This is a genomic window from Pseudomonas sp. AL 58 (assembly GCF_036348395.1).
Classification (GTDB): Bacteria; Pseudomonadota; Gammaproteobacteria; order Pseudomonadales; family Pseudomonadaceae; genus Aquipseudomonas; species Aquipseudomonas defluvii.
The window spans coordinates 65,522-87,969 of record NZ_JAZBQR010000008.1 but is presented as its reverse complement, the minus strand read 5'-3'; the positions used below and the strand labels follow the sequence as shown (position 1 = coordinate 87,969).

The following is a 22,448-nucleotide window of genomic DNA, read 5'->3' as shown; positions in this document are numbered from 1 at the left end:
GGGCCCGGCATGCGATTGCGCGCCGGGCCTGGTGTTTTACTCGGCTTTTTTCATCAGGCGTACGGCAAGCACATCGCAGGGAGCGCCATGCAGGACGTCATTGGAGGTCGAGCCCAGTAGCAGGGCCAGGCCATGGCGGCCATGGCTGCCAACCACGATCAGGTCACAACCCTGTTCCTTGGCCAATGTATGGATTTCCTGGCGCGGTTGGCCATAGGGCAGGTGGACGTTGTTCTCGCTCAGTTCAGGGTATTTGTTGATGACGCGATGCATGCGCTCCCTGGCCTGATCGATTTGTTGCTGCTGCAGTTGTGACAGGTCCATCGGCACGTCGCCGCCAAAGGCCATGGCCATGGGCTCAATGACATGCACCAGCGATATTTTGGTTTCGTCGGTGCTGGCGAGTTCGCGGGCACGCTTTATGACCGGATCGCACTCTTCGGTCAGGTCTACAGCGACCAGTATGTGTTCGTACGACATGAGAGGCTCTCCTGGCAATCACAATGGTTAAAGTATGGTCGGTTTCAGGCTGATTGTTCTGGACTGAGATCAATCAGTTCGTCTTTAAGGCTCAATTAGGAACAACAGATATGACGGTCTGGCTGGTGGTGTCAATCCTTGCGCTGATTCTCAGCCCCATGGCGTGGCTGTTGCCGTCCCATCGGCAGAGTGGGCGCATGGCCTTGCGCATGGAGGCCCGGCGTATGGGGCTGGCCATGCAATTGTCGCCGCAAACCTGGCCGCACTGGCTGCCGCAGGAGCCTCCCAGCACGTGTGCGCAGTACCATCGGGCCCGGCGCAAAGGGCGGGTGGACAGCTGGTGCTATTGGCAGGTCGAGGCCGGGCAGTGGCAGAATCAGTGGCGCGAACCCTGTACCGATCCTCACTTGCTGGAGCAGTTCACCAAGCTGCCCGATAGCGTCTACAAAGTCGAGGCGGGGCCGCAGATGATCGCGCTGTACTGGGGCGAGAAGGGGGAGTCGGCTGTATTGCAAGATATTGCCGAAGTGCTCCGCACCCTGGCGTGAGCCTTCAAGCCCTTCAAGAAAAAAGCCCGATCCATTCGTGATCGGGCTACAGGCCAGGCAGGCCGGCTATCGTTCGTAATGGTTCGAGTGTAGCTGTGCTGTCGTCTCAGGCATGCACATTCTGATTTTTCTTTTCTCTCATACGCTGAATGTCCACTGATTGCGGCAGGGCTGCGACGACTATCGTTGATATGAATGATGGTCGATCAACCTGGCCGTGGTTTTCCTGTCGCCCAGGAAAAATGACCGGAAAGTCGCGTTTTCACGACACTTTTGTGCATTTGACAACCGAAAGGATTTCGGAGAATGTGTGCACACCCAATCAAACGGGCGTATGAATTGAGCGTTTGTATTACAAGAACGCGCTTACAGAATCCCGACTATCGCGCTGACGGGTGTGCCTGGAGCAAGGGTCCGATAAACGCAGGCTTGTGGCCTGTCGAACCTTTCTTCAGCGATCGGCGTGTACTGTTCAGCTTCCATATCGTGGAGATCAGTTGATGATTTACGAAGGTAAAGCCATCACGGTTAAGGCTCTTGAAAGCGGCATCGTCGAACTGAAGTTCGACCTCAAGGGTGAGTCCGTCAACAAGTTCAACCGTCTTACCCTGAACGAACTGCGTCAGGCCGTGGACACTATCAAGGCCGATGCATCGATCAAGGGCGTAATTGTCAGCAGTGGCAAGGACGTGTTCATCGTCGGCGCGGATATCACCGAGTTTGTCGATAACTTCAAGCTGCCCGAGGCCGAACTGGTCGCCGGCAACCTGGAAGCCAACCGTATTTTCAGCGATTTCGAAGATCTGCCGGTGCCGACTGTGGCCGCTATCAACGGCATCGCCTTGGGTGGCGGCCTGGAAATGTGCCTGGCCGCGGACTACCGCGTCATGGCCAGCAGCGCCAAGATCGGCTTGCCTGAAGTCAAGCTGGGGATCTACCCGGGCTTTGGCGGTACGGTCCGTCTGCCGCGCCTGATCGGTGCCGACAACGCTATCGAGTGGATTGCCGCCGGCAAGGAAAACCGGGCTGAAGATGCACTGAAAGTAGGGGCCGTCGATGCTGTCGTTGCGCCTGAACTGCTGCAGGCTGCGGCTCTGGACCTGATCAAGCGTGCCATCAGTGGCGAGTTCGATCACAAGGCCAAGCGTCAGCCAAAACTGGACAAGCTCAAGCTCAATGCGATTGAGCAGATGATGTCCTTTGAGACCGCCAAGGGCTTCGTTGCGGGCCAGGCTGGCCCGAACTACCCGGCGCCGGTCGAGGCGATCAAGACCATTCAGAAAGCGGCCAACTTCGGGCGTGACAAGGCCCTGGAAGTTGAGGCTGCCGGCTTCGTCAAGCTGGCCAAGACCTCGGTTGCCCAGAGCCTGATCGGCTTGTTCCTGAACGATCAGGAGCTCAAGCGCAAGGCCAAGGCCCATGACGAAATCGCTCGCGACGTGAAGCAGGCTGCCGTGCTTGGCGCCGGTATCATGGGCGGCGGTATCGCCTACCAGTCGGCGGTCAAGGGTACGCCGATCCTGATGAAGGACATTCGCGAAGAAGCCATTCAGCTGGGCTTGAACGAAGCCTCCAAGCTGCTCGGCAATCGCGTCGAAAAAGGCCGTCTGACCCCGGCGAAAATGGCTGAAGCGCTGAACGCGATTCGCCCGACCCTGTCCTACGGCGACTTTGCCAACGTCGACATCATCGTCGAAGCCGTGGTCGAGAACCCGAAGGTCAAGCAAGCGGTGCTGGCTGAAGTGGAAGGTCAGGTGAAGGAGGATGCGATCCTGGCTTCCAACACGTCGACCATTTCCATCAACCTGCTGGCCAAGGCGCTCAAGCGTCCGGAAAACTTCGTCGGCATGCACTTCTTCAACCCGGTGCACATGATGCCGTTGGTCGAAGTCATCCGTGGCGAGAAGTCCAGTGACGTTGCCGTTGCCACCACCGTGGCCTACGCCAAGAAGATGGGCAAGAACCCGATCGTGGTCAACGACTGCCCGGGCTTCCTGGTCAACCGCGTACTGTTCCCTTACTTCGGTGGTTTCGCCAAGTTGGTCAGCGCCGGTGTCGACTTCGTTCGCATCGACAAGATCATGGAGAAGTTCGGTTGGCCAATGGGCCCTGCCTACCTCATGGACGTAGTGGGTATCGACACCGGCCACCACGGTCGTGACGTGATGGCCGAAGGCTTCCCTGATCGCATGAAGGACGACCGTCGTTCGGCCGTCGATGTGCTGTATGAGGCCAAGCGCCTGGGTCAGAAGAATGGCAAGGGCTTCTATGCCTACGAGACCGACAAGCGCGGCAAGCCGAAGAAAGTCGCCGATGCATCGGTGCTGGAAGTGCTCAAGCCGATCATCTATGAACAGCGCGACGTGAGCGACGAAGACATCATCAACTGGATGATGATCCCGCTGTGCCTGGAAACCGTGCGCTGCCTGGAAGATGGCATTGTCGAAACCGCTGCCGAAGCGGATATGGGCCTGGTCTACGGCATTGGTTTCCCTCCCTTCCGTGGCGGTGCGCTGCGCTACATCGACTCGATCGGGGTGGCTGAGTTCGTTGCCCTGGCCGATAAGTACGCCGATCTGGGGCCGCTGTATCACCCCACCGCGAAGCTGCGTGAAATGGCCCGCAACGGCCAGAGCTTCTTCGGTTAAGCGCCCAACGATATAGAGCGAGAATGAATTTATGAGCCTGAATCCAAGAGACGTGGTGATTGTCGACTTCGGTCGCACCCCGATGGGCCGCTCCAAGGGTGGCATGCACCGCAATACCCGCGCTGAAGACATGTCGGCGCACCTGATCAGCAAAGTGCTGGAGCGTAACGCCAAGGTTGATCCGGGCGAAGTCGAGGACGTCATCTGGGGCTGCGTCAACCAGACCCTGGAGCAGGGCTGGAACATCGCCCGCATGGCTTCGCTGATGACCCAGATCCCGCACACCGCTGCCGGGCAGACGGTCAGCCGTCTGTGCGGTTCCTCGATGAGCGCGCTGCACACCGCCGCCCAGGCAATCATGACCGGCAATGGTGACGTTTTCGTCGTCGGCGGCGTCGAGCATATGGGTCACGTGAGCATGATGCACGGGGTCGATCCGAACCCGCACATGTCGCTGTATGCGGCCAAGGCCTCGGGCATGATGGGCCTGACGGCTGAAATGCTCGGCAAGATGCATGGCATCACCCGTGAGCAGCAGGATGCCTTTGGTCTGCGTTCGCACCAGCTCGCCCACAAGGCGACGGTCGAAGGCAAGTTCAGGGATGAGATCATCCCGATGCAGGGCTATGACGAGAATGGTTTTCTGAAAGTCTTCGACTACGATGAAACCATTCGTCCGGACACCACCCTGGAAAGCCTGGCTGCACTCAAGCCGGCGTTCAATCCGAAGGGCGGCACCGTGACGGCAGGTACCTCGTCGCAGATCACCGACGGTGCCTCGTGCATGATCGTGATGTCGGCGCAGCGTGCCAAGGACCTGGGCATTCAGCCGTTGGCGGTGATTCGTTCGATGGCGGTGGCTGGTGTAGACCCGGCGATCATGGGCTACGGCCCGGTGCCGGCTACGCAGAAAGCGCTCAAGCGCGCCGGCCTGAAAATTACCGATATCGACTTCTTCGAGCTGAACGAAGCCTTCGCGGCACAGGCTCTGCCCGTGCTGAAGGATCTGAAAGTGCTCGACAAGATGGATGAGAAGGTTAACCTGCACGGCGGCGCGATCGCATTGGGTCACCCGTTCGGTTGTTCCGGCGCTCGAATCTCCGGCACGCTGCTCAATGTCATGAAGCAGAATGGCGGTACCTTCGGTGTCTCGACCATGTGCGTTGGCCTGGGCCAGGGCATTACCACTGTTTTCGAACGCGTCTAAGCGTTGGGTGGTAGGAAGCCGGGGCCTTGTGCCCCGGTTTTTGTTTGTGCAGGATATTTTTCTCAAGAGGGCAGGCAGCATGCAGATACAACCAGGCGTATACCGGCATTACAAAGGGCCTGAGTATCGTGTATTCAGTGTCGCCCAACACTCCGAAACCGAGGAGTGGGTGGTGTTTTATCAAGCGCTCTATGGCGAGTTCGGCCTGTGGGTGCGGCCTCTTTCGATGTTCCTCGAGTCGGTCGAGGTTGACGGCGAGCAGGTGCCGCGCTTTGCTTTGGTCAAGGCCGAAGAGACGTTGTTTACCCGTGGCGATGCCGAAGCAGGCTAGTTCACTGCGCTTGACCTCACTCTGTTGCCACTATATATAGCGGTGCCACGTCAGGTACCTGCCGTGTTTTTATTTTCAGTATTCAGGAATTTTCCGATCCATGGGCAAATCGCTGGTCATTGTGGAATCCCCGGCTAAGGCCAAGACCATCAACAAGTACCTGGGCAACCAGTACGTGGTGAAGTCGAGTATCGGCCATATCCGAGACCTGCCCACCAGCGGTTCGGCCAGCGCCAGCAAGGAGCCTGCTGCCAAGCGCGGCAAGGCTGCCGCGGCAGAGGGGCCGGTACTCACGCCCAAGGAGAAGGCGCGCAAGCAATTGGTCGCGCGCATGGGTGTCGATCCAGACCACGGCTGGAAAGCCAAGTACGAGATCCTTCCCGGCAAGGAAAAGGTCATCGAGGAACTGCGCCGTCTGGCCAAGGATGCTGACACCATCTACCTCGCAACCGACTTGGATCGCGAGGGGGAAGCCATTGCCTGGCACCTGCGCGAAGCCATTGGTGGTGATGACGATCGTTACAAGCGCGTTGTGTTCAACGAGATCACCAAGAAGGCCATTCAGGAAGCGTTCTCCCAGCCGGGCGAACTGGACATCGATCGGGTCAATGCCCAGCAGGCGCGGCGCTTCCTTGACCGTGTAGTGGGTTACATGGTCTCGCCGCTGCTGTGGCAGAAAATTGCCCGTGGCCTGTCGGCCGGTCGTGTGCAGTCGGTCGCGGTAAAGCTGGTGGTCGAACGCGAGCGCGAGATCCGTGCATTCATCCCGGAAGAGTACTGGGAGATCCACGCCGACCTGGGCACCGCCAAGAACGCCAAAGTGCGCTTTGAAGTGGCACGTGAGAACGGTGAAGCGTTCAAGCCGCTCAACGAAGCCCAGGCGATGGCTGCGCTGGAAAAGCTCAAGGCGTCCAGCTACAGCATCGTCAAGCGCGAAGACCGCCCGACCAGCAGCAAGCCGTCGGCACCGTTCATCACGTCGACCCTGCAGCAGGCTGCCAGCAACCGCCTGGGCTTCGGCGTGAAGAAAACCATGATGATGGCCCAGCGTCTGTATGAAGCCGGTTACATCACCTATATGCGTACCGACTCGACCAACCTGTCGGTCGATGCCGTGGAAATGGCGCGCAGCTACATCGAAAGCGAGTTCGGCAAGAAGTACCTGCCTGATGCGCCGATTGTGTACGGCAGCAAGGAGGGCGCTCAGGAGGCTCACGAAGCGATTCGTCCGTCTGACGTCAATACACATCCAAGCAAGCTCAGTGGCATGGAGCGCGACGCCGAGCGCCTCTATGAGCTGATCTGGCGTCAGTTCGTGGCCTGCCAGATGCCGCCGGCACAGTACCTGTCGACCACTGTCAGTGTGAAAGCCGGTGAGTTCGAACTGCGTGCCAAGGGCCGTATCCTGAAGTTCGACGGTTACACCCGGGTCATGCCGCAACAGAGCAAGCCGGGCGACGATGACGTGCTGCCGGAAATGGAGCAGGGCGAAAGCCTGAAGCTGATCCAGCTCGACCCTAGCCAGCATTTCACCAAGCCGCCGGCACGCTTCTCTGAAGCCAGCCTGGTCAAGGAGATGGAAAAGCGTGGTATTGGTCGTCCGTCGACCTATGCCGCCATTATTTCCACCATTCAGGACCGCGGCTATGTCACGTTGCACAACCGCCGTTTCTACTCCGAGAAGATGGGCGATATCGTCACCGAGCGCCTGTCTGAGAGCTTCTCCAACCTGATGGACTACGGCTTCACCGCCGCGATGGAAGAAAACCTCGACGACGTCGCCCAGGGTGAGCGTGACTGGAAGAGCGTTCTCGACGAATTCTACGGCGACTTCAGCAGCAAGCTGCAGGCGGCCGAGTCGAGCGAAAACGGCATGCGTGCCAACCAGCCGACGCTGACCGATATTCCGTGCCGTGATTGCGGTCGTCCGATGATGATTCGTACCGCCTCGACCGGCGTGTTCCTTGGCTGTTCCGGTTACAGCCTGCCGCCGAAAGAGCGCTGCAAGGCGACGGTCAACCTGGTGCCGGGTGACGAGATTGCTGCCGATGATGAGGGTGAGTCCGAGTCGCGGGTGCTGCGCAACAAGCACCGTTGCCCGATCTGTGCCACGGCGATGGATGCCTACCTGCTCGATGAGAAGCGCAAGCTGCATATCTGTGGTAACAACCCGGATTGCGTCGGCTACGAAATCGAAGAGGGTAACTACCGCATCAAGGGCTATGAGGGCCCGAGCCTTGAGTGCGACAAGTGCGGCAGTGAGATGCAGTTGAAGACGGGCCGTTTTGGCAAGTTCTTCGGTTGCACCAACACCGAGTGCAAGAACACCCGCAAGCTGCTCAAGAGCGGTGAGGCGGCGCCGCCGAAGATGGACGCGGTGAAGATGCCGGAGCTCAAGTGCGAGAAGGTCGATGACACCTACGTGCTGCGCGACGGTGCCTCGGGCTTGTTCCTGGCCGCCAGCCAGTTCCCGAAAAACCGTGAGACCCGTGCGCCGCTGGTGATCGAGATCGTTCCGCACAAGGATGAGATCGATCCGAAGTACCATTTCCTGTGCGAAGCGCCCAAGAAAGACCCTGAGGGTCGTCCTGCAGTTATCCGTTACAGCCGCAAGACCAAGGAGCAGTACGTGCAGACCGAGGTGGACGGCAAGCCTACCGGCTGGCGTGCCTTCTACGATGGCAATGCCTGGAAGGTCGAAGACAAGCGCTGATCGTTCTGGCGCAGTCGAGGGCCGTATCCGACGTGTGTCGGATGCGGCCTTTTTCATTTCAGGGCCAGACACTGCTTGCGGTCGGGCAGGGCATCCCTGAAACTGGCAGGCCCGCCTTGCAGCCTTTCGGAGGGCATCCAGATGGCCCAGGAACTCTATACCCGCACCAATCAGAAGATCTATTTCGCTGGCCTGGCCCTTGAGGCGCTTGGCAAGGCGCAGGAGAGTCGGGCGATGAATGCCCAGGCGCTGGTTCAGGCCGAGCGTGAGTCGGCACTCTTCCATCTCTATGGAGCCTTGCTGGGCTTGTGCCACGAAATTGCGGGTTTCTACCGTTTGCCGCAAGCCGGCGCATCGCGTGTCGAGCTGTTGCTGACGCCTGAAGTGCTTGAGGCAGTGGCCATCCCCGAGATGGCCGAGCTGATCGAATTGGCGCGTCAGCCGGAAACCTGGCTGGCGCAACTGATAAGTGCTTATGCCAATTTGTTCCGACCGCCTGTCGCGGCAAAAAAGCCGAAAACCGACGTTACTCAGCCATTGATTCAGGCGGTCAGCCTTGATGAACCTGAGGTTGAGCCGCTATCGCGGGAGGCGTTGGAGCTCTGGCGGCAGAATCTCAAAAGCCTGACCGTTCGTTTCCGTGAGGGCTTGAGTGAGTGCTGAGTTCATCGGTGGCTGGTACAATGCCAGCCTTTCGTGGAGAACAGCCTTTTATGCCAACGTCCTTTCTAGAAATTGTCGAGTTACCTGACGGCCGCATCGAACTGCGCCGCGCCGAGGACGAAGGGTCGTTGGTTACCCTGGATTTCTCTGAGGACGCCAAGGCTTTTCTGCAAGGGCAGCACGTCGAAGTGGCCAAGGCCATGCTCAGCGTGGGCGTGCAGATGGCTGGCAAGCTGGTTGAAGGCGAGATCGAGCGTGAAGACGGTCCACGGGTTCTGCATTAATCGCCCTTGAGGGCTTCTCCGTTCTGGAGAAGCCTTGCCTGCAGATGTATTGACCTGCTGAACGTCAGCCGAGGCGGATGTTCAGGCTTTGCGCGTGCCCGGCAAGTGCAGCATTGATCAGTTGTTGGCGGGCCGACGTGCTGACCGGGTTTAACCAGCTCACTACGGTGTGGCTGCGGCCTAGGCGCAAGGCGTCGCAGGCCAGTTGCAGGGCGCTCTGGGTGTTGCGTGGTTGTAGCAGAAGGATGCGTTCGCGGTTCAGGCCGGCATCGCGTAGCCAGGCTTGAGTCAGGCTGGTAGGCGGTGCGATCAGGGTCAGCCAGCGGGCATCCTGTTCTTCGCTCAGTTCACGAAGCATTGGGGCCAACAGGCTTTGGCAGTTCCCCAGTGCACCTCGGAAGGAAAGCTCACTGAATACCTCGGGATCGTTGTTCGGTCGCACAGGTTCTGCCGGCTTCAGGCGGGGCAGGATCGGCTGGGCCAGGAACGCCTCGAACAACGGCAGTTGGGCTTGCTGAGGTACATGGGGGAACTGCATAACGCCTCCTAATTAGCGGCGAATGACGCCGACGCTCAAGCCTTCGATCACCAGTTCCTGCTCTTTGAGGTCGACTTCGATGGGCGCGAACTCAGGGTTTTCGGCTATCAGCCAGACTTTGTTGCCTTCGCGCTTGAAGCGTTTGACCGTGACTTCGTCGCCGATACGGGCAACGACGATCTGGCCGTTACGGGCTTCGCGGCAGGTGTGAACGGCCAGCAGGTCACCGTCCAGAATGCCGACATCCTTCATGCTCATGCCGTGAACGCGCAACAGGTAGTCGGCCTTGGGGTGGAAGAAGCTTGGGTTGATGTTGCAGGATTGCTCAATGTGTTGCTGGGCGAGAATGGGTGCACCGGCAGCGACTCGACCAATGATTGGCAGGCCACTGTCGTCGCTCTTGGCCTCGAAGCCTGGGATGCGGATGCCGCGAGAGGCGCCCGGGGTCATTTCGATCGCGCCTTTGCGGGCCAGTGCCTTGAGGTGTTCCTCGGCAGCGTTGGGCGATTTGAAGCCCAGCTCCTGGGCGATTTCCGCACGTGTTGGCGGGAAGCCGTTGTCTTCCAGGCAGCGTTTGATAAAAGCCAGAATCTCAGCTTGGCGTGGCGTCAGTTTTAGCATGTCGATCGCTCTGTCTTTTTATACAGTGACTGGGATTATATACAGTGGAAGAGGGTTGGCAATACATAAGCTTCACCTGACGGGCTGTTGGCGTTGCAACGACGTCGACGTGCGTGGGCTTGTTGCCTGAAGCCTGCGCCTTGAAGCTGTGATTAAATACGTGACCCGTGAGCCAGAAAACGGCCGCCCAGACTTGACAATACCCTTGCTTGAAACGTATGTTTCAAACAAGTGTTTGTCAGGCGGAGTAGTCATGGCCCAGTCGGAAACCGTTGAACGCATTCTCGATGCAGCAGAACAGTTGTTCGCGGAAAAAGGTTTTGCCGAAACCTCATTGCGGCTGATTACCAGCAAGGCCGGCGTCAACCTGGCGGCGGTGAACTACCATTTCGGTTCCAAGAAGGCGCTGATCCAGGCCGTCTTCTCGCGTTTCCTTGGCCCGTTCTGTGCCAGCCTGGAGCGTGAGCTGGAGCGTCGTCAGGCGCGCCCGGAGCAAAAGCCGACACTCGAAGAGCTGCTGGAAATGTTGGTCGAGCAGGCGCTGGCGGTGCAGCCGCGTAGTGGCAACGACCTGTCCATTTTCATGCGCCTGCTGGGGTTGGCGTTCAGCCAGAGCCAAGGGCACTTGCGGCGTTACCTGGAAGACATGTACGGCAAGGTGTTCCGTCGCTACATGTTGCTGGTCAACGAAGCGGCGCCGCGTATTCCGCCAATCGAACTGTTCTGGCGCGTGCATTTCATGCTCGGTGCCGCCGCGTTCAGCATGTCCGGCATCAAGGCGTTGCGCGCAATTGCCGAAACCGATTTCGGGGTCAACACCTCGATCGAGCAGGTCATGCGCCTCATGGTGCCGTTCCTGGCGGCTGGCATGCGCGCCGAAAGCGGTGTGACCGACGAAGCCATGGCCGCTGCGCAATTGCGTCCGCGGAGCAAGTCGGGCAGTGCGCCAATGCCTGCCAAGGCCTGATGCAACGGCGGGGCGCTTCAGCTAAGCTAGCGCCCCATGCCTACTCTCGATTTACTGCATATTTCCATCGCCGATCAATGCCTCTATGGGTTTGCCCAGGGGCGCCTGGTCGTGCGTCTTCCAGTGTCTACCGCGCTCAATGGTGCGGGGGAAACCAGTGGTTCCGGATGCACCCCTCGCGGTCGCCATCAGGTTCGCGCAAAAATTGGCGCGGGCTTGCCCTGCGGCGCGGTGCTGAGGGGGCGACGCTGGACGGGTGAAACCTGGACGCCGGCACTGCATGAGCAGTTTCCCGGGCGTGACTGGATTCTGTCGCGCATCCTCTGGCTCAGTGGCTGTGAGCCAGGGCGCAATCGCCTTGGGCCGGTCGATACCTTCCGCCGCTATATCTACCTGCATGGCACGCCGGACACGGAACCCATGGGCGTTCCGCTGTCCCATGGTTGTGTGCGCCTACGCAATGCCGACCTGGTGAGCCTGTTCGAGCAGGTGCCGGTGCATTGCCCTGTGCAGATCGAAGAAGCCGCGTGCCCCGAGTGGGCCACGACCTCCCTCAACTGAAGGATCATTTATGAGTGCCAGCCTGCAAGGCTCCCTGATGGTGGACGTCGCCGGTACCTGGTTGACCGCCGAAGACCGTCAACTCCTGCGCCAGCCCGAAGTGGCGGGCCTGATCATTTTTGCCCGCAACATCGACTGCCCGCGCCAGGTGCGCGAGCTGACCGCTTCCATTCGCGCCATTCGCCCCGACCTGATCCTGGCGGTCGACCAGGAGGGTGGCCGGGTGCAGCGCCTGCGTCAGGGCTTTGTGCGTTTGCCGGCCATGCGCGCCATTGCCGACAACGACAATGCCGAGTACCTGGCAGAGCAATGTGGCTGGCTGATGGCGACCGAAGTGCTGGCGGTAGGCCTGGACCTCAGCTTCGCGCCAGTGCTGGATCTCGATCATCAGCGCAGTGCGGTGGTCGGCAGCCGTGCGTTTGAAGGTGACCCCGAGCGCGCTACCGTGCTGGCCGGTGCCTTCATCCGTGGCATGAACGCGGCCGGCATGGCGGCCTGTGGCAAGCATTTCCCCGGCCATGGCTGGGCCGAGGCGGATTCGCACGTGGCGATCCCGACCGATGAGCGCAGCCTCGCGCAGATCCGCGCCGCCGACTTGGTTCCGTTCACTCGCCTGAGTGGGCAGTTGGCTGCTGTGATGCCGGCGCACGTGATCTATCCGCAGGTCGATAATCAGCCTGCCGGTTTCTCGCGGCGCTGGCTGCAGGACATTCTGCGTGGCGAGCTGGGTTTTGACGGTGTGATCTTCAGTGATGACCTGTCGATGGCCGGTGCGCACGTCGTTGGTGACGCTGCCAGTCGAATCGAGGCCGCCTTGAGTGCAGGCTGTGACATGGGGCTGGTGTGCAACGATCGGGCGGCGGCAGAGCTTGCGTTGTCGGCAGCCCAGCGCATGAAGGTAAAGCCCTCGCCACGTATCGCGCGCATGCGCGGGCAAGGCTTTGCCACTACCGAGTATCGCCAACAGCCACGCTGGCTAGCGGCTTTAGGGGCTTTGCAAGAAGCCCAGTTGATCGATTAAGGACACACAATGACTGTTTACGCCATTATCGGCGGTACCGGCCTGACCCAGCTTGAGGGCTTGAACATTCGTCAGGCGCTGCCGATGGACACGCCCTATGGCCGGCCGTCGGCTGACGTATTGGTGGGTGAGTATGCCGGTCGTGAAGTGCTGTTCCTGGCCCGTCATGGTCATCCGCACCGCTTTCCACCGCATAAGGTCAACTACCGTGCCAACCTGTGGGCATTGAAGCAGGCGGGTGCTGAGGCAATCCTGGCGGTGAACGCCGTGGGTGGCATTCATGCGGCGATGGGGACCGGGCATTTCTGTGTGCCGCATCAACTGATCGACTACACCAGTGGTCGTGAGCACACGTATTTTGCCGATGACCTGGAGCAGGTCACGCACATCGACTTCAGCTACCCCTACAGCGAGCCGCTGCGTGCCCGGTTGATTGCCGCGCTGGCAGCCGAAGGTGTCGGTTACAGCAGCCATGGTGTTTATGCCTGCACCCAAGGGCCACGCCTGGAAACCGTTGCCGAGATCGCCCGTCTTGAGCGTGATGGCTGCGACATCGTCGGCATGACCGGCATGCCGGAAGCCGCATTGGCACGCGAGCTGGAGCTGGACTATGCCTGCCTGGCATTGGTGGTGAACCCGGCGGCGGGTAAATCAACCGCCGTGATCACCATGGCCGAAATCGAGCAGGCACTGCACGATGGCATGGGCAAGGTGAAATCGACTCTGGCGCGAGTGTTGGCGGGCTGATGGTGCCGCTGCTTTGATCGCGCTGGCGCCCCGCTGACACCTTCGTTGACACCCTCGTTAATACCGGGCTCACCCGCTTTTAGGCGGGTGACGACGGCCTGGCAAGGGTGCCAGTAGTGCGTCGATATCGTCGTCGGCCAGTTTCCAGTCTCCGGCCTGGCGCCCATCCAGTACACCGGCTGCCAGTGCAGACTTCTCCTGCTGCAGCTGCTGGATCTTCTCTTCCACGGTGCCGCGGGTAATCAGCTTGTAGACGAACACCGGTTTTTCCTGGCCAATGCGGTATGCACGGTCGGTCGCTTGCTGTTCGGCTGCCGGGTTCCACCACGGGTCGTAGTGAATCACGGTGTCGGCTGCCGTGAGGTTGAGTCCGACGCCACCGGCCTTGAGGCTGATCAGGAAGATCTGCAGCCGGCCGCTCTGGAAGTCTGCAACCGGTGCGCGTCGGTCGCGGGTGTCACCCGTCAACAACGCATAGTCGATACCGCGCTGTTGCAGTTCCTCGCCAATCAGCGAAAGCATGCTGGTGAACTGCGAGAACAGCAGCACTCGACGGCCTTCGGCGAGCAATTCTTCAAGCATCTCCAGCAGGCTGTTGAGTTTGCCCGAGTTCGCGCTGCGTGATGGGCCGGCTGCCTCGGATTTGACCAGGCGCAGGTCGCAGCAGACCTGGCGCAGCTTCAGCAGTGCCTCAAGAATGATGATCTGGCTGCGGGCAACACCCTTGCGGCTGATCTCGTTGCGTACTTTCTTGTCCATGGCCAGGCGCATGGTTTCATAGACGTCGCGCTGTGCTTCGGTCAAGTCGACCCAGTGGATCATTTCGGTCTTGGCCGGCAGTTCGGTTGCCACTTGCTCCTTGGTTCGGCGCAGCAGGAAGGGCTTTATCCGTGCATTCAGGTGCTGCAAGCGTTCTTCGTCCCCCTGGCGCTCAATAGGCACCCGGTAATCGCGGTTGAACGCCTTGTTGTCGCCCAGCCATCCCGGCAGCAGGAAGTGGAACAGTGACCAGAGTTCGCCCAGGTGGTTTTCCAGTGGCGTACCACTCAGGCACAGGCGTTGCCGCGCCTCCAGCTGTCGCGCAGCCTGAGCGGCCTTGCTGGTGGGGCTCTTGATGTACTGGGCTTCGTCCAGGATCAGTACGTGCAGTGGCAGGTGCTTGAGGTGGTCAAGATCCTTGGGCAGCAGCGCATAGGTTGTCAGGAGCAGGTCGTAGTCCGCCAGCTTGTCGAAGTACTGCCGGCGACCAATGCCTTGCAATGCCAGTACCCGTAACTGCGGAGCAAAGCGCTCGGCTTCATCCTGCCAGTTGGGGATCAGGCTGGTGGGCATTACCACCATTGCCGGTCGATCAAGACGGCCTGCGTTTTTTTCAGTCAGCAGGTGGGCCAGGGTTTGCAGCGTCTTGCCCAGGCCCATGTCGTCAGCCAGGATGCCGCCGACGTCCAGTTCGCGCAGCGCCTGCATCCAGCTCAAGCCTTCAAGCTGATAGGGGCGCAGGGTAGCTTTCAGGCCTTCAGGGGTGGTGACGGCCTGGGTACGAATATCGCGCAGGCGTTCGCCCAAAGCGCGAACCCGGTCACCGCCTTCCCAGGTCAGTGGCAGCTCGAGCAGGGCGTTCAGGCGCGCCGCGTCAGGGCTGGCCAGGCGTACGGTGGTCTCGCCCGGCTCGCGCAGGTAGAAATCCCCCAGGGTGGCCAATACCGGTTTGAGCCGCCCGTACGGCAGGGCGATCTGAAGCGTCTTGCGCGGTGCATGAGGGTGGGGAATGGGCACCAGGATCTGCTCGTCGTCACGGCGTTTGGCCAGGTGCGCGCTGTTGAGCAATTCCGGGTGGGTACGCAGCAGGTTGAGCAGGATCGGCAACAGGCTCAAGCGCTCGCCATTGACCACGATGCCCAGCTCGAGGTCGAACCAGTCGCGTTCGGGCGTCTCGACGACCTGGGCGTACCAGTCGTCGACCGGGGTGAGGTCAAAAGCGAAGTCGTCAGCGCATATGATTTGCCAGCCTTGCTCGCGCAAGTGTGGCAGGTCGTTGAGGACAAAACGTAACCAGGCTGCCTCGCTGGGGAGCTCGAACGGCTCGCCGGCACTTTCCGGCAAGGCTTTGCTCTGCCGGGTGGCAACCTTGAAGCCCAGGCTCAGGAGTGTTTCGCGCAGGCTTTGCTCGGCGCTCAGGTGGCGCTGCAGGGGTTGCGCCTGACGCGCATGCAGGGTGCCGCTGACATAGTCGCCGGCATAGCCGAAGGCGAGTGCGGCACGGTGTTGGGTGTAGCGCTGCATGCGCCCGTTTCGAGGCTCGAAGGCGCTGAACTCAATGCTGCCCAGCCACAGGCGTGGCTGGGGTAGAGGCGGGGCTATCACACGGTCGGGCATTTCAAAGCTTCGTGACCTTGAGCAGCAGTGCCAGATGGCCGCCGTCAAGGTAGTTCAGGTCGCCAAGGCGCATGTTGCTGTTGCTCTGCTTGAACTGTTCGGTCTGGGTAATGCTGCCGTCGGCCGCAAAACGGTTGACCCAGAAATTGGCGTCAGCGCTGATGAAGCGGCCGTCGCTCAGGCTCAGGTTGCCTTCCACGGGGAAGTGGCCGAAATGCCGCTTGCCGTCACTGATCGCGACCTTGCCCGGTTCGGCGCTCAGGTTCTGTTGCCAGGCTTTGTGCAGCAGGATCGTGTACTGGCTGTCGGCCTGCAGCTTTGCCGCTTCGTCGTTCATCGCGGGTTTGCTTTCGTCGGTGCTGCTTAACGTCTTGGCGTCGGCGGCCCAGTCTTCCGGGGCGTACTGGCTGGTAATGGCCGGCACGCTGTTTTGCCGAACCAGAATCATCTCGATCTGATACAGGCCGTCAGCGAAGGCGCTGGTGGAGCAGAGCGCGGCCAGCAGGGCCAGGGAGCGAATCAGGCGCATCGGTTTTCCTTAAGCGGATGTCGGGGTCAGGCGCTCGAACAGCGCCTCGAGGGTATTGAAGCGTTCTTCTGCGCGCTCCATGGGAACCATGAACTTGAACTGCGTTGCGCCCTCGAACTTGTAGCGTTTGGGTTGGCTCTGGATCAGTTTGATCAGTACCAGTGGATCGACAGGGGTTTCCCCGGCGAACTCGATCTTCCCGCCTTGTGGGCCAGCATCGACTTTCTTGATGCCGAGCTGCTCGGCCTGCAATTTGAGCAGGGTCAGGCGCACCAGGTTCTTGGTCGGCTCCGGCAGCAGGCCGAAGCGATCGATCATTTCCACCTGCAGGTCCTTGAGGCCGTCTTCGTCGGTAGCCGAGGCAATGCGTTTGTAGAGAATCAGGCGTGCATGGACATCCGGCAGGTAGTCCTCGGGAATCAGTGCTGGCACGCGCAGGTTGATTTCCGGGCCGCCGCCGAGCGGTTGATCGAGGTTGGGTTGCGTGCCCTTGCGAATGGCTTTGACCGCACGTTCGAGCATTTCCATGTACAGGGTGAAGCCGACGGCCTGGATCTGGCCGCTTTGGCCTTCGCCGAGCAGTTCGCCCGCTCCACGGATTTCCAGGTCGTTGGTCGCCAGGACGAAACCTGCCCCAAGGTCCTGGGTGTTTGCGATGGCTTCCAGGCGCTTTTCCGCATCGGCGGTGATCTGCTGGCGTGGCGGTGTGAGCAGGTAGGCATACGCCTGGTGGTGGCTGCGCCCCACGCGTCCACGTAGCTGGTGCAGCTGCGCCAGGCCGAATTTGTCGGCGCGTTCGATGATGATGGTGTTGGCGCTGGGTACGTCGATACCGGTCTCGATGATGGTCGAGGCAATCAGGACGTTGAAGCGCTTGTGGTAGAAGTCGCTCATCACCTGTTCGAGTTCACGCTCGCGCATTTGCCCGTGGCCAATGCCGATACGCGCCTCCGGCACCAGTTCGGCGAGGTCGGCAGCACATTTTTCGATGGTCTTCACATCATTGTGCAGGTAGTAGACCTGGCCGCCGCGCAGCAGCTCACGCAGCAGCGCTTCCTTGATGGTGCTTTTGTTCTGCTCCATGACAAAGGTGCGCACCGACAGGCGTCGCGCTGGCGGGGTTGCGATGATCGACAGGTCGCGCATGCCGGACACCGCCATGTTCAGCGTCCGCGGGATCGGCGTGGCGGTGAGGGTAAGAATGTCGACTTCGCTGCGCAGTGCTTTGAGCTGTTCCTTCTGGCGCACGCCGAAACGGTGTTCTTCGTCGATGATCACCAGGCCAAGGTCTTTCATCTTGACGTCGTCCTGCAGCAGCTTGTGCGTGCCGATGACGATGTCGATCTTGCCGTCGGCCAGGTCCTGGACGGCGGCGTTGATTTCCTTGGCTGACTTGAAGCGGCTCATCACCTCCACGGTCACCGGCCAGTCGGCAAAGCGGTCGCGGAAGCTGTTGTAGTGCTGTTGGGCGAGCAGGGTGGTGGGCACCAGGATGGCCACCTGGCGTCCGCCATGCACAGCGATAAACGCGGCCCGCATGGCTACTTCGGTCTTGCCGAAGCCGACGTCGCCACAGACCAGGCGGTCCATCGGCTTGGCGGCGAGCATGTCCTCGCGTACCGCTTCGATGGCGGCTTGCTGGTCCGGGGTTTCCTCGAACGGGAAGCCGGCGCTGAAGGTGGCATAGTCGGCTGCCGGGTCGGCAAAGGCATAACCCTTGCGCGCTGCGCGGCGGGCGTAGATGTCGAGTAGTTCGGCGGCTACGTCGCGGACCTGTTCGGCGGCTTTGCGTTTTGCTTTTTGCCAGACTTCCGAGCCCAGGCGATGCAGCGGTGCCAGGGCGTCGTCGCTACCGGTGTAGCGCGCGATCAGGTGCAGGTTGGCGACCGGTACATAGAGCTTGGCGCCCTCGGCGTAGGCAAGCGTCAGGAACTCGGCGGCCTGGTTGTCGATCTCCAGCGTCGCCAGGCCCAGGTAGCGGCCAACACCGTGGTCGATGTGGACCACCGGCGCGCCTTCGCGCAGTTCGGTGAGGTTCTTGATGACCGCATCGTTAGTGCCGTCGCTGCGCTTCTCGCGGCGTCGACGCTGCATGACGCGCTGGCCGAACAATGGGCTTTCGGCGACCAGTGCCAGGGCGGGGCTTTCCAGCAGCAGGCCGTCGTCCAGTGGCGCGATGGTGATCCCCAGGCGCTCTTTGCTTTGAACGAAGTCGTCCCAGCTGTCGAGGGTCTGTGGGCGCAGCTTCAGGCGTTCGAGCAGCTCCAGCAGCACTTCGCGGCGCCCCGCCGATTCGGCGGTGAACAAGACGCGGCCCGGGAACTGCTCAAGGAAACTGGACAGTGCGGCCAGCGGCTGGTTGGCCTTGGCTTCGATGGCCAGGTTCGGTAGCGTCTGCGCGGCGAAGCGCTCGCGGCCAACACCGCCCTCGCTGTCATCCTGGCTGACCACGATGCGCGGCCAGCGCTTGAGTTGGGCAAAGCAGTCTTCTACCGGCATGAACAGTTCGACGGGGGGCAGCAATGGCCGGTTCGGGTCGATGCGGCGCTCGTCGTAACGGTTGCGCACGTCGCTCCAGAAGTGTTCGGCGGCCTGCTCGATACCCGGCAGGGAAAACACCTGGGTGTCCTGCGGCAGGTAGTCGAACAGCGTCGAGGTTTCCTCGAAGAACAGCGGCAGGTAGTACTCGATGCCTGCGGGAATAATGCCGCTGGTGAGGTCCTGGAAGATCGGGCTGCGGCGGAAGTCGACGTCGAAACGTTCACGAAAGCGCGCCTTGAACTGGGTCACGGCGTCCTTTTGCAGCGGAAATTCGCGCGCGGGCAGCAGGCGTACCGAATCGACCTTGTCGATCGAGCGCTGGGTCTCCGGGTCGAACGTGCGCAGGGTTTCGATTTCGTCGTCGAACAGGTCGATCCGGTAAGGCAGCTTGCTGCCCATCGGGAACAGGTCGATCAGGGCTCCGCGCACGGCAAACTCGCCGTGTTCATAAACGGTGTCGACGCAGCGGTAGCCACTGGCTTCAAGGCGCAGGCGCATCTGCTCGACGTCGAGCTTCTGACCGATATCCAGCACCAGGCTGCTGCCCAGCAGGAAGCGTGTTGGCGCCAGGCGGTGCAGGGCGGTGGTGATCGGTACCACGAGAATGCCGTGGTCGAGCTCCGGCAGCCGGTACAGGCTGGCCACGCGTTGAGAGATGATGTCCTGGTGCGGCGAGAACAGGTCGTACGGCAGGGTTTCCCAGTCGGGAAAGGGCAGTACCGGCAACTGCGGTGCGAAGAAGCGCAGTTCCTGCTCCAGGCGGTCGGCCGTCTGGCTGTCGGCGGTCAGCAGCAGGGTAAAGCGCTTGGCGGCGCTGGCGGCTTCGGCAATAGCCAGGCTCAGGGCGGCGCCCGGCAGGTTGCTCCAGGTGTGTTTGCCGGCGGTGGCCGGCAGGTGCGGAAGACGCAGAACTGGCACGGGCGGTCGAGCTCCAAGCGTTGCGACAAAGGGTCGATTGTACCGGGCCTGGGGGCGGCCTGTCAGGCGCGAAGGGGGCAAAAAACCACGGATGTCATGCCACGATGACAGGAGCGACAGGCGCGCATTGCTCGAAACACCTCGGGGCGTCATAATGTAGCCCCTTTTTTCTGTCCCTACATGTGGAAGGTTCCCGTGACTCAGAAGCCCGACCAGTGTCTTGGTGAGTGGATTGATCGTGAAGCGCTTGCAGAAGCGATGATCCCGCTTATCGGTCAGCTCTACCGCAATAACAACGTGGTGAGCTCGATCTATGGCCGTAGCCTGATCAACCGTTCAGTGATTGCGATCCTCAAGGCCCACCGCTTTGCGCGTCATCGCCAGTCCGACGAATCCGAACTGTCTGTCCACGAGACATTCCCGCTGCTCAAGGCCATGAGCGAGCTGAAGCTGGGCGCCGCCTCGGTCGACCTGGGCAAGCTGGCTGTCAAGTTCAAGGAACAAGGCAACGGCCGTACCGCCGAGCAGTTCGTGCGCGAAGAAATGGCCGACGTGGTCGGCAAGCAGAACGCTTCTGCACGCAAGGGCACTGATGTGGTCCTGTACGGCTTCGGTCGTATCGGTCGCCTGCTGGCCCGTATCCTGATCGAGAAGACCGGTGGTGGCGACGGCCTGCGCCTGCGCGCCATTGTCGTGCGTAAAGGTGCTACCAACGACCTGGTCAAGCGCGCCAGCCTGCTGCGCCGTGACTCGGTACATGGTCCATTCGATGGCACCATCACCATCGATGAAGAAAACAACACCATCACCGCCAACGGTAACCTGATCCAGGTGATCTACGCGAAGAGCCCAAGTGAAGTCGACTACACTCAGTACGGCATCAAGGACGCTCTGATCGTCGACAATACCGGTGTATGGCGTGATGCCGAGGGCCTGGGTCAACACCTGGCCTGCCCGGGTGCTTCCCGTGTGATCCTCACCGCGCCTGGCAAAGGTGCCCTGAAGAACATCGTTCACGGTATCAACCACGGCGAAATCAGCCCTGAAGACAAGATCATCTCGGCGGCCTCCTGCACCACCAACGCCATCGTGCCGGTGCTCAAGGCTGTGAATGACAAGTTCGGCATCGTCAACGGCCACGTCGAAACCGTTCACTCGTACACCAACGACCAGAACCTGATCGACAACTTCCACAAAGGCAGCCGCCGTGGTCGTAGCGCTCCGTTGAACATGGTGATCACCGAGACCGGTGCTGCCACCGCTGCCGCCAAGGCACTGCCAGTGCTCAAGGGCAAGCTGACCGGCAACGCTATCCGCGTTCCGACGCCTAACGTCTCGATGGCTATCCTGAACCTGAACCTGGAGAAGGCGACTTCTCGCGAAGAGATCAACGAGTACCTGCGCCAGATGGCCATGCACTCGGACCTGCACAAGCAGATCGACTACGTGAGCTCCCAGGAAGTGGTTTCCACCGACTTCGTTGGTTCGCGCCACGCAGGCGTCGTCGATGCCGAAGCGACTATCTGCAACGATAACCGCGTTGTCCTGTACGTTTGGTACGACAACGAATTCGGTTACAGCTGCCAGGTCGTGCGTGTGATGGAAGACATGGCTGGGGTCAACCCGCCTGCATTCCCGCACTAAGCGGTCATCAGGTTGCACAAGACGGGAACCCCAGGGTTCCCGTTTTTTGTGTCTGGGCTCAAGGAGGCGTAATGGCGTGGTGGGCAGGTGGGGGGCTGGTGATTCTGGCGTTTTGGCTGTGCGGTTGCGACCGTACGCCTTCGCTGGAGCGCATCAGTGGCCCGACCATGGGCAGTACCTACACGGTGCAGTATGTGCGTACGGCTCAGGGCCCGGCGCCGGAACAGGTCCGGCTTGCGGTGGAAGCGGTTCTCCAGCAGATCGACCATACGTTTTCTACCTACCGCAGCGACTCACTGATTGCGCAGTTCAACCGTTTGCCGGCCAACAGTTGTCAGGTCATGCCGGCAGACGTGCTGCAACTGGTGCAGTTGGGTGAGCAGTTGTCGCGGCAAAGCCAGGGCGCCTTTGACCTGACCGTTGAGCCATTGCTTGATGTGTGGGGCTTTGGCCCGCAGTCCCGGGGTGAACAGGTGCCCGGTGCGCAGGCGTTGGCTGCAGCCCGCGGGCGTGTTGGCCACGAACACCTGCAGGTCGACGGGCTGCAGTTGTGCAAGGATGCCCCGCTGGAGCTGGACTTCAACAGCATCGCTGCCGGCCATGCCGTCGATTTGCTGGTCGAGCGAATGCGTGCGCTGGGTGTGAGCAGCTACCTGGTTGAAGTGACAGGTGAACTCAAGGCGGTGGGGCGCAAGCCGGATGGCAATCCGTGGCGCATTGCGCTGGAATGGCCGCGTACCGATCAGCAGGTCGCTCAGCAAGTGCTGGCGCTTGAGGGTTACGGTGTTTCTACATCAGGAGACTATCGCAATTTTTTCGAGCAGAATGGCCAGCGTTTTTCGCATGTCTTTGATGCGCGGCTTGGTGCACCGGTCAGCCATCGTCTGGCTTCGGTCACGGTGCTTGATCCCTCAACGCTGATGGCCGATGGCATGTCCACGGTGTTGCTGATCCTTGGCCCTGAACAGGGCTGGGCGTTTGCCTTGAAATACAATGTAGCAGCAGTTTTCGTGACCCGTGCCGATACAGGCTTCGTCTCCCATGCGACGCCTGCATTTGAGCGACTGATGCACGCGCAGTAACAGACTGTTGCAGTGTGAGATGTAGTGCA

19 protein-coding genes are annotated in these 22,448 nt (G+C 60.6%); 13 read left to right on the top strand and 6 right to left on the bottom strand.

Annotation, left to right across the window (positions count from 1 at the left end; all coding sequences use genetic code 11):
• Window positions 1-36: 36 nt before the first annotated feature.
• Window positions 37-480: a universal stress protein gene (locus UIA24_RS11990; protein ID WP_065758451.1), complete on the bottom strand. Its 444-nt coding sequence runs from the start codon at window positions 478-480 to the stop codon at window positions 37-39.
• Window positions 481-590: 110 nt separating this feature from the next.
• Between UIA24_RS11990 and UIA24_RS11985 the strand changes: the two genes are divergently transcribed.
• From UIA24_RS11985 to UIA24_RS11955, 7 genes are all read left to right on the top strand, one after another.
• On the top strand, window positions 591-1,028 hold the full coding sequence (locus UIA24_RS11985) for a hypothetical protein (RefSeq protein ID WP_065758452.1): 438 nt from the start codon (window positions 591-593) through the stop codon (window positions 1,026-1,028).
• A gap of 500 nt (window positions 1,029-1,528) precedes the next feature.
• Window positions 1,529-3,676, top strand: a complete 2,148-nt coding sequence (gene fadB / locus UIA24_RS11980) for a fatty acid oxidation complex subunit alpha FadB (RefSeq protein ID WP_102051795.1) — start codon at window positions 1,529-1,531, stop codon at window positions 3,674-3,676.
• Window positions 3,677-3,707: 31 nt separating this feature from the next.
• Window positions 3,708-4,883 carry an acetyl-CoA C-acyltransferase FadA gene (fadA, locus tag UIA24_RS11975; protein ID WP_330522923.1) on the top strand — a complete coding sequence of 392 codons (1,176 nt, stop codon included), beginning with the start codon at window positions 3,708-3,710 and terminating at the stop codon, window positions 4,881-4,883.
• Between the two features lie 79 nt (window positions 4,884-4,962).
• On the top strand, window positions 4,963-5,214 hold the full coding sequence (locus UIA24_RS11970) for a DUF1653 domain-containing protein (protein WP_065758455.1): 252 nt from the start codon (window positions 4,963-4,965) through the stop codon (window positions 5,212-5,214).
• A gap of 100 nt (window positions 5,215-5,314) precedes the next feature.
• Window positions 5,315-7,927: a type I DNA topoisomerase gene (gene topA, locus UIA24_RS11965; protein WP_065758456.1), complete on the top strand. Its 2,613-nt coding sequence runs from the start codon at window positions 5,315-5,317 to the stop codon at window positions 7,925-7,927.
• 141 nt (window positions 7,928-8,068) lie between these two features.
• Complete coding sequence (locus tag UIA24_RS11960; protein WP_065758457.1) at window positions 8,069-8,590, top strand: DUF6586 family protein; 522 nt, start codon at window positions 8,069-8,071, stop codon at window positions 8,588-8,590.
• A 50-nt stretch (window positions 8,591-8,640) separates the two neighbouring features.
• Entirely contained in the window at window positions 8,641-8,874 is a 234-nt protein-coding gene (locus tag UIA24_RS11955; RefSeq protein ID WP_065758458.1) for a hypothetical protein, read from the top strand.
• Window positions 8,875-8,938: 64 nt separating this feature from the next.
• On the opposite strand, the gene sulA is transcribed toward UIA24_RS11955, so the two are convergent.
• Together sulA and lexA are read right to left on the bottom strand one after the other, a co-directional pair.
• Entirely contained in the window at window positions 8,939-9,412 is a 474-nt protein-coding gene (gene sulA, locus UIA24_RS11950) for an SOS-induced cell division inhibitor SulA (RefSeq protein WP_330522922.1), read from the bottom strand.
• 12 nt (window positions 9,413-9,424) lie between these two features.
• On the bottom strand, window positions 9,425-10,033 hold the full coding sequence (gene lexA, locus UIA24_RS11945) for a transcriptional repressor LexA (protein ID WP_065758460.1): 609 nt from the start codon (window positions 10,031-10,033) through the stop codon (window positions 9,425-9,427).
• Between the two features lie 253 nt (window positions 10,034-10,286).
• Between lexA and UIA24_RS11940 the strand changes: the two genes are divergently transcribed.
• The 4 genes from UIA24_RS11940 to UIA24_RS11925 are packed head-to-tail and all read left to right on the top strand — an operon-like array spanning window position 10,287 to window position 13,329.
• Window positions 10,287-11,000, top strand: a complete 714-nt coding sequence (locus tag UIA24_RS11940; protein ID WP_099775395.1) for a TetR/AcrR family transcriptional regulator — start codon at window positions 10,287-10,289, stop codon at window positions 10,998-11,000.
• A 36-nt stretch (window positions 11,001-11,036) separates the two neighbouring features.
• Window positions 11,037-11,561, top strand: a complete 525-nt coding sequence (locus tag UIA24_RS11935) for a L,D-transpeptidase (protein WP_330522921.1) — start codon at window positions 11,037-11,039, stop codon at window positions 11,559-11,561.
• 22 nt (window positions 11,562-11,583) lie between these two features.
• Window positions 11,584-12,582, top strand: a complete 999-nt coding sequence (gene nagZ, locus UIA24_RS11930; RefSeq protein ID WP_189395348.1) for a beta-N-acetylhexosaminidase — start codon at window positions 11,584-11,586, stop codon at window positions 12,580-12,582.
• A 9-nt stretch (window positions 12,583-12,591) separates the two neighbouring features.
• The gene (locus UIA24_RS11925) at window positions 12,592-13,329 is read left to right on the top strand and encodes an S-methyl-5'-thioinosine phosphorylase (protein WP_065758464.1); all 738 of its coding nucleotides are present in this window, start codon (window positions 12,592-12,594) and stop codon (window positions 13,327-13,329) included.
• Window positions 13,330-13,398: 69 nt separating this feature from the next.
• Here the strand turns inward: UIA24_RS11925 and UIA24_RS11920 are convergent, their stop codons facing one another.
• From UIA24_RS11920 to mfd, 3 genes are read right to left on the bottom strand one after another with little or no spacing between them, the layout of a single operon-like run.
• Entirely contained in the window at window positions 13,399-15,705 is a 2,307-nt protein-coding gene (locus tag UIA24_RS11920; protein WP_330522920.1) for a DEAD/DEAH box helicase, read from the bottom strand.
• 1 nt (window position 15,706) lies between these two features.
• Window positions 15,707-16,234 carry a CsiV family protein gene (locus UIA24_RS11915; RefSeq protein WP_330522919.1) on the bottom strand — a complete coding sequence of 176 codons (528 nt, stop codon included), beginning with the start codon at window positions 16,232-16,234 and terminating at the stop codon, window positions 15,707-15,709.
• Between the two features lie 9 nt (window positions 16,235-16,243).
• Entirely contained in the window at window positions 16,244-19,693 is a 3,450-nt protein-coding gene (gene mfd / locus UIA24_RS11910) for a transcription-repair coupling factor (RefSeq protein ID WP_065758467.1), read from the bottom strand.
• Between the two features lie 180 nt (window positions 19,694-19,873).
• Here mfd and UIA24_RS11905 point away from each other — a divergent pair, with 180 nt between their 5' ends.
• Together UIA24_RS11905 and UIA24_RS11900 are read left to right on the top strand one after the other, a co-directional pair.
• Complete coding sequence (locus tag UIA24_RS11905) at window positions 19,874-21,337, top strand: glyceraldehyde-3-phosphate dehydrogenase (protein ID WP_065758468.1); 1,464 nt, start codon at window positions 19,874-19,876, stop codon at window positions 21,335-21,337.
• A gap of 71 nt (window positions 21,338-21,408) precedes the next feature.
• A complete protein-coding gene (locus tag UIA24_RS11900) occupies window positions 21,409-22,419 on the top strand; it encodes an FAD:protein FMN transferase (protein WP_330522918.1) in 1,011 nt (336 codons plus the stop codon).
• The last annotated feature ends 29 nt before the right edge of the window (window positions 22,420-22,448 follow it).

Bases quoted from the DNA above. Each gene is read 5' to 3' on its own strand.
- UIA24_RS11990 (WP_065758451.1), bottom strand. From the start codon at position 480: ATGTCGTACGAACACATACTGGTCGCTGTAGACCTGACCGAAGAGTGC.
- UIA24_RS11985 (WP_065758452.1), top strand. From the start codon at position 591: ATGACGGTCTGGCTGGTGGTGTCAATCCTTGCGCTGATTCTCAGCCCC.
- fadB (WP_102051795.1), top strand. From the start codon at position 1,529: ATGATTTACGAAGGTAAAGCCATCACGGTTAAGGCTCTTGAAAGCGGC.
- fadA (WP_330522923.1), top strand. From the start codon at position 3,708: ATGAGCCTGAATCCAAGAGACGTGGTGATTGTCGACTTCGGTCGCACC.
- UIA24_RS11970 (WP_065758455.1), top strand. From the start codon at position 4,963: ATGCAGATACAACCAGGCGTATACCGGCATTACAAAGGGCCTGAGTAT.
- topA (WP_065758456.1), top strand. From the start codon at position 5,315: ATGGGCAAATCGCTGGTCATTGTGGAATCCCCGGCTAAGGCCAAGACC.
- UIA24_RS11960 (WP_065758457.1), top strand. From the start codon at position 8,069: ATGGCCCAGGAACTCTATACCCGCACCAATCAGAAGATCTATTTCGCT.
- UIA24_RS11955 (WP_065758458.1), top strand. From the start codon at position 8,641: ATGCCAACGTCCTTTCTAGAAATTGTCGAGTTACCTGACGGCCGCATC.
- sulA (WP_330522922.1), bottom strand. From the start codon at position 9,412: ATGCAGTTCCCCCATGTACCTCAGCAAGCCCAACTGCCGTTGTTCGAG.
- lexA (WP_065758460.1), bottom strand. From the start codon at position 10,033: ATGCTAAAACTGACGCCACGCCAAGCTGAGATTCTGGCTTTTATCAAA.
- UIA24_RS11940 (WP_099775395.1), top strand. From the start codon at position 10,287: ATGGCCCAGTCGGAAACCGTTGAACGCATTCTCGATGCAGCAGAACAG.
- UIA24_RS11935 (WP_330522921.1), top strand. From the start codon at position 11,037: ATGCCTACTCTCGATTTACTGCATATTTCCATCGCCGATCAATGCCTC.
- UIA24_RS11925 (WP_065758464.1), top strand. From the start codon at position 12,592: ATGACTGTTTACGCCATTATCGGCGGTACCGGCCTGACCCAGCTTGAG.
- UIA24_RS11920 (WP_330522920.1), bottom strand. From the start codon at position 15,705: ATGCCCGACCGTGTGATAGCCCCGCCTCTACCCCAGCCACGCCTGTGG.
- UIA24_RS11915 (WP_330522919.1), bottom strand. From the start codon at position 16,234: ATGCGCCTGATTCGCTCCCTGGCCCTGCTGGCCGCGCTCTGCTCCACC.
- UIA24_RS11905 (WP_065758468.1), top strand. From the start codon at position 19,874: ATGTGGAAGGTTCCCGTGACTCAGAAGCCCGACCAGTGTCTTGGTGAG.
- UIA24_RS11900 (WP_330522918.1), top strand. From the start codon at position 21,409: ATGGCGTGGTGGGCAGGTGGGGGGCTGGTGATTCTGGCGTTTTGGCTG.